At 63.9% G+C, this 4,480-nt stretch carries 7 protein-coding genes and 3 pseudogenes; 4 read left to right on the top strand and 6 right to left on the bottom strand.

Annotated features, from left to right (window positions below):
- Window positions 1-443, bottom strand: a pseudogene (locus AABA84_RS34775) (hypothetical protein); the annotation flags it as partial.
- Window positions 444-930: 487 nt separating this feature from the next.
- A pseudogene (locus AABA84_RS34770) lies at window positions 931-1,351 on the bottom strand (DUF4142 domain-containing protein).
- Between the two features lie 94 nt (window positions 1,352-1,445).
- On the opposite strand from AABA84_RS34770, the pseudogene AABA84_RS34765 reads away from it, so the two are divergent.
- From AABA84_RS34765 to AABA84_RS34755, 3 genes and pseudogenes are all read left to right on the top strand, one after another.
- A pseudogene (locus AABA84_RS34765) lies at window positions 1,446-1,641 on the top strand (hypothetical protein).
- A gap of 118 nt (window positions 1,642-1,759) precedes the next feature.
- Window positions 1,760-1,891, top strand: a complete 132-nt coding sequence (locus tag AABA84_RS34760) for a hypothetical protein (protein ID WP_256379439.1) — start codon at window positions 1,760-1,762, stop codon at window positions 1,889-1,891.
- Window positions 1,892-1,961: 70 nt separating this feature from the next.
- A complete protein-coding gene (locus AABA84_RS34755) occupies window positions 1,962-2,183 on the top strand; it encodes a hypothetical protein (RefSeq protein WP_212247645.1) in 222 nt (73 codons plus the stop codon).
- A 152-nt stretch (window positions 2,184-2,335) separates the two neighbouring features.
- Here the strand turns inward: AABA84_RS34755 and AABA84_RS34750 are convergent, their stop codons facing one another.
- Window positions 2,336-2,584: a hypothetical protein gene (locus AABA84_RS34750; RefSeq protein WP_212247647.1), complete on the bottom strand. Its 249-nt coding sequence runs from the start codon at window positions 2,582-2,584 to the stop codon at window positions 2,336-2,338.
- A gap of 173 nt (window positions 2,585-2,757) precedes the next feature.
- Here AABA84_RS34750 and AABA84_RS34745 point away from each other — a divergent pair, with 173 nt between their 5' ends.
- Complete coding sequence (locus tag AABA84_RS34745) at window positions 2,758-2,916, top strand: hypothetical protein (protein WP_018321736.1); 159 nt, start codon at window positions 2,758-2,760, stop codon at window positions 2,914-2,916.
- A gap of 148 nt (window positions 2,917-3,064) precedes the next feature.
- Here AABA84_RS34745 and AABA84_RS34740 read toward each other — a convergent pair whose 3' ends face one another.
- The 3 genes from AABA84_RS34740 to AABA84_RS34730 are packed head-to-tail and all read right to left on the bottom strand — an operon-like array spanning window position 3,065 to window position 4,472.
- Window positions 3,065-3,550: a hypothetical protein gene (locus AABA84_RS34740; protein WP_212247649.1), complete on the bottom strand. Its 486-nt coding sequence runs from the start codon at window positions 3,548-3,550 to the stop codon at window positions 3,065-3,067.
- Complete coding sequence (locus AABA84_RS34735; protein WP_212247651.1) at window positions 3,550-3,897, bottom strand: DUF3147 family protein; 348 nt, start codon at window positions 3,895-3,897, stop codon at window positions 3,550-3,552. Before AABA84_RS34735 ends, AABA84_RS34740 begins: the two co-directional genes overlap by 1 nt.
- Window positions 3,894-4,472, bottom strand: a complete 579-nt coding sequence (locus AABA84_RS34730) for a phosphatase PAP2 family protein (RefSeq protein ID WP_338314346.1) — start codon at window positions 4,470-4,472, stop codon at window positions 3,894-3,896. The genes AABA84_RS34735 and AABA84_RS34730 overlap by 4 nt, the downstream gene beginning before the upstream one ends.
- Between the last annotated feature and the right edge of the window lie 8 nt (window positions 4,473-4,480).

Genomic DNA, 4,480 nt, shown 5'->3' with positions numbered 1-4,480 from the left:
CGGCCGTCGACGTCGAGCTTGACAGTCTGGAGCAGGTCGCCTTGCGCCACCGCCGCGACCGCACGCGTCACCTCGCGGGTCGGCCACAGCAGGTCGTCGATCAGCGTGTTGACGGAGCCTTCCATGTCGGCCCAGGAGCCGCTGGCGAGGCCGAACTTCACGCGCTGGCGCGTTTTGCCTTCGCGGCCGACCACCTGGCCGACCAGCTCGAGCTGCTGCGCCATGCGCTGGTTGGCGGCGATGATTTCATTAAAAGTGTCGGCGATCTTGCCGTCGATGCCGAGATAGTCGCCGCTCATGCGGACGGAGAAATCGCCGCTGCGCATGGCCTGCAGGGCGAGCAGCAATTCGGCCCGGGAATCCGGATCCGATACACCGTTGGGCTTTGGCTTTGGGACGCGACGACCGGACCGTGATGCAGATCCGGGATCGAGGTCGCTCATACTGATTCCCCCGCAGGTGTCGGCCGAATCCAAGGCCCGACGCGATTGGTCAACATAGAGCGTCAGCCAAATTCGAAATCAAGCGCCAACGTTGCGGCGCCAGCAAATGGAACCTGCCTTGCTCAGCCCAACGCCAATAACGGCGAATCGCCGAATTGGTTCCATGTGGGTGGGGAAGAAATGGCACCCGCGGCCCGGCCGCTCGTTCGTCCCCGCCGTCCTTCGGATGGGTCGGCCTTGGCGCAGGGTGGAGCGCCCAGCGGCCGCGGGGCGGTGACCGGCGATCCCGCCGCGAGCTCCGCCAGCCCGAAGGCGGATACACCGGCCACGGGGGCGGCCAACCGGTCGAANNCCGAGCGGCAGTGGCACCTCATCTTCGGGCGGCAAGGATGACAATGGCGATGCGGGCCGGGACAGGATGCCGGAGAGCGACCGCACCGTGCGACTGCAGAGCCAGCAACATCATCCGAACGACAAATGAGGGCGGCTACTTGTCCGCCATGGTGCGTCCGGCGTCCTTGACCTGCGCGCGCAGCATCGGGAGCTGCTCGCGCGCGAACGTTGCGAGCGCCGCATTATCGGGCGCCTTCAGATAGCGCTCGAGCAGGTCGATGGCCGATTCATATTCGGGAATCTGCGAGGCATAGAAGCTTCGGACGTAAGTCGGTCCGTCGGACGTCTCGGGCTCGACCAGGCCCGCGCTGACCNNCGGCGAGGTTCTTGACCTCGGCGTTGCCCTTCAGATCGGTGCTCTCCAGGAGGCCCTGCTGAAAGCGGCTGAAATCATAGAGGCCGCTGATGACGTCGGTTGCGCTCGGCGGGCGGTCGCCAAGTTTTCGTTCACCGGTGCTGTCGGCAAGCGCTGCGGTGCTGATGAATGCCAGGATGATCGCGACAAGAACTCGCATCGATATCAAACATCCAAGGGCGTGCGGAGTTCCCTGAACATTACGATCCGGCAAGCGGGTTGCGACCCGAGAGTTCCGTCCCCACGTCTTCAATATGAAACAGTCTGACATCTTCAGGGATAACGCCGACAACTGTCTTCAGCTCGCCGAGCGCGCCGAGGGACAACCCGCCCACAAGCGCTTTTCGCGCATGGCGGACNNCCTGGACCGCGCTCGCTCACGAACAGGATTGGCTCGACGGGGAAATTCCGCCTCTCGTGGTCCGTTTCCCTCAAAAGCAGGATGCGTGAGGGCTCTCCTTTTCGTGAATCAGCGTGTGAGACCGCTCACGGAATGCAAGCGACCAATCCAAGATGATCAGGGAACAGTCGATCGCGTTGGTTTTCGCTTCCAGAAGGAGGTTTTGTGATGGCTCCACGTCTGGCTCTTCTTTCACTCATTCTCGCCTTTGGTGTCTCGGTCGCGTTCGCGACGGTGACGACGGTGCGCCAGGTTCATCTGGGGAATGCATCGGCGGCCGTCCACGCGGCGCACAGCTAGCGCCTCGCCGGAACATTCGACGCCGCAGTGCGTAAGCGCTTCGACACATCAGGAGAGGCGAAAACACATCATGGCCCATTCCGACCACGGCATCGTCAAGGACGAACGGGCGGAGGAACAGCCGCGCGACAAGCAGCGCGCGCAGTCCGTGCACAAGACGGATCCGCAAAATGCTGGTTCGAAAGGTTCGCCGTCGCGGGAGGCGACGCGCGATCCCAAGCTCAACGACAACAGCAAGACGCCGGGCTCCGGCATGACGCCGGACGATTCCGGCGACGCGCCGAGCGGCTAGACGCAACGGATCAGCGCGAGGAACGAATCCTCGCGCGACGAGTCGACAGGTTGCTTCCGGTTGTCATGCCCCCGGTGCGCCGGAAGCAATCTCCAAGACGGCCCTGGCACGCCCCGTGCCGGGGTCGTTTGCTTATGAATGGCTGCTGTGGGTCAACCCCCGGTGCCGTTCTCGGGATCTTCCTGCGTATGCCCGTCGGGCCCGCGGCCGAGCACGCCGAAGCTGCTCGACTTCACACCCGCAGTCGCGTCGACGCCGATGGCGGCCAATCCGAACTTGAGCAGTTCGCGGACCGCCGCCGCCCGCGTCGGCATGCGATGTTTGAACCGGAAATCGTCAACGGCGGCCAACTCTTCCGGCGTGAGCATGACCTGGAGGCGCTCGGCGCGAAGGTCGTTCATGGTCGATCACACAAATTGAGCAGGTTGAGTAGGTTACTCAACGAACCAACTTGGCCGGAGTTCCATAAGAGTCCAAAATGACGCCAAATGAGTAAGAAAATATAACAAAATCAATTAGTTATACTGAAACGACTCTCGTGATGGCGCATTCTCATTGGAAAGGGAGAGAAGCCATGACGGACGAAGTCAGGTTGCCTCGTAAGCTTTCCGAAGAGCCGGAAGCCCCCAAGCCGGTGCGTCCCAGCCACCAGAAGGTCATCGAACAAGTCGAGCGCTGGGCCAACAGCCCGGGGCTGCAGCCACCGAGGACGGAAGATGCGAAGACGATCTGAGCCACATACATTCGAACAGCGTCTCGGGGCGCAGAAGCTGCGGCTCGAGCATCAACTGGCGGGCCTGCCCGACGGCCGCCAGCGCGAAGTTGTTCTTGCGCGCATCGATCAGCTTCAGACGGCCGCCGAGATGTATGGCTTTCTGATGCTACGGGAAGAGGCCGCGGCCCCTCGCTGATGGCCCCATGCGTTCGGTCTGCACGGTCCTCGAGGTGATGCGAAGCTTTCGCCGCAGCCACCAAGCCGACACCGACACCGCCGCCCATACCAGGATGGCGGCGACGAATGCGCCGATCACGGTTGTCGAAACCACGATGTAAAAGACTGCAGCGAACGCTGCGAGACCGATGCTTCCCAGGCCGGCACCGGCAGCATCGAGCGCTGCGGCCTGCTGCCCGCGTCGCCGTCCGCTGAGGCCGGCCTTTTCCTTGGCGCGACGCTCATGGCTTTCGATCAGCGTTGCACTGGCGCAGAAGATGGCGGGGAGCGCGAGGAAGAGGCCGCCGACGGAGACGCCGACACCTGTGGTCACGGCTCCTGCGAGGACCGTCGCCAGTCCGCCGAGCAGAAAGCGGATACCATACTCGTACCACCGCGTCTGTTTCAGCGCCGATGCAGACATCTTGACCAGCATCAGGCAGCACCTCCGAAACCCGCGAGCAGAGCGAAGGCGACGACGAGCCATGCAGCAAAAGCGAGGATGGCGGCCGGCAGTGCGGTGAAATGAAACCTCATCAGGAGATGGCAGACGACGATGCTGTAGCAGCCGAGTGCGATGGCACCATAGATCATCGTCCAGCTTTCGGCGGCGACATATTGCGGGCCGTGCTGGACGACGGCGATGCTGAGGGTGGCCAGCGCGACCGACGGCGCCGCGCCGAGCAGGCCGGCAAAGCTCTTCGGCCGCAGCATGTCGCCCAGGATCGAGAAGGCAGAGACGATCAGGCCGCCGGCGATGAAGCGCAGGACATATTCGGTCATGGCCGTATCCATGAGGCCTTAGGCCGCCGCTTCGCCAGCGTGAACGGCCTGAGCAGTCGCTCGACGACGACGCCGAGCGTGAAACCGGCCACCACGTCACTGGCCCAATGCGCCAGCACCACGACGCGCGTCAACGACAGCGCCACGGCAACGAAGCGGACCGCCCGACGCCGGGCAGGCGGCAACAGGTCGGCCGCCGAGGCGAGGGCGCCCATATGCACGGCGTGACCGGAGGGAAATGCGTCGCGTGATCGCCCCGAGAAGGGCACGCCGCGCCAATGGCCGGCGACTGTCAGCCGGTCCGGTCTGGTCTGGTCGAACACGGATTTCAGAACATGCGGCAGCACGGCTGTCGCCAGCGAGACCATCAGAATGTGATCTGCAACGGGCCGCTGCTGCGGTCGCCGCAGCCGGGTGTAGAGCCATCCCGCGGCGGCCAGCGCGATGAGCACATGCTCGTCGGCGCCCCAGGTCAATGTCTGGGCGGCATGCCCGAGGCCGGAGCTGGTGTGGGGCGCGATCTCGTTCGCGATCGCCGTATCGATCCGGGTGGGTTTGACTGTTACGAGCACCATCGCTCCGC

The sequence above is a fragment of the Bradyrhizobium sp. TM239 genome (assembly GCF_036247985.1).
Lineage (GTDB): Bacteria > Pseudomonadota > Alphaproteobacteria > Rhizobiales > Xanthobacteraceae > Bradyrhizobium > Bradyrhizobium ottawaense.
Note: the sequence above shows the minus strand (reverse complement) of the source record. Positions and strands in the feature narration are given on the sequence as shown.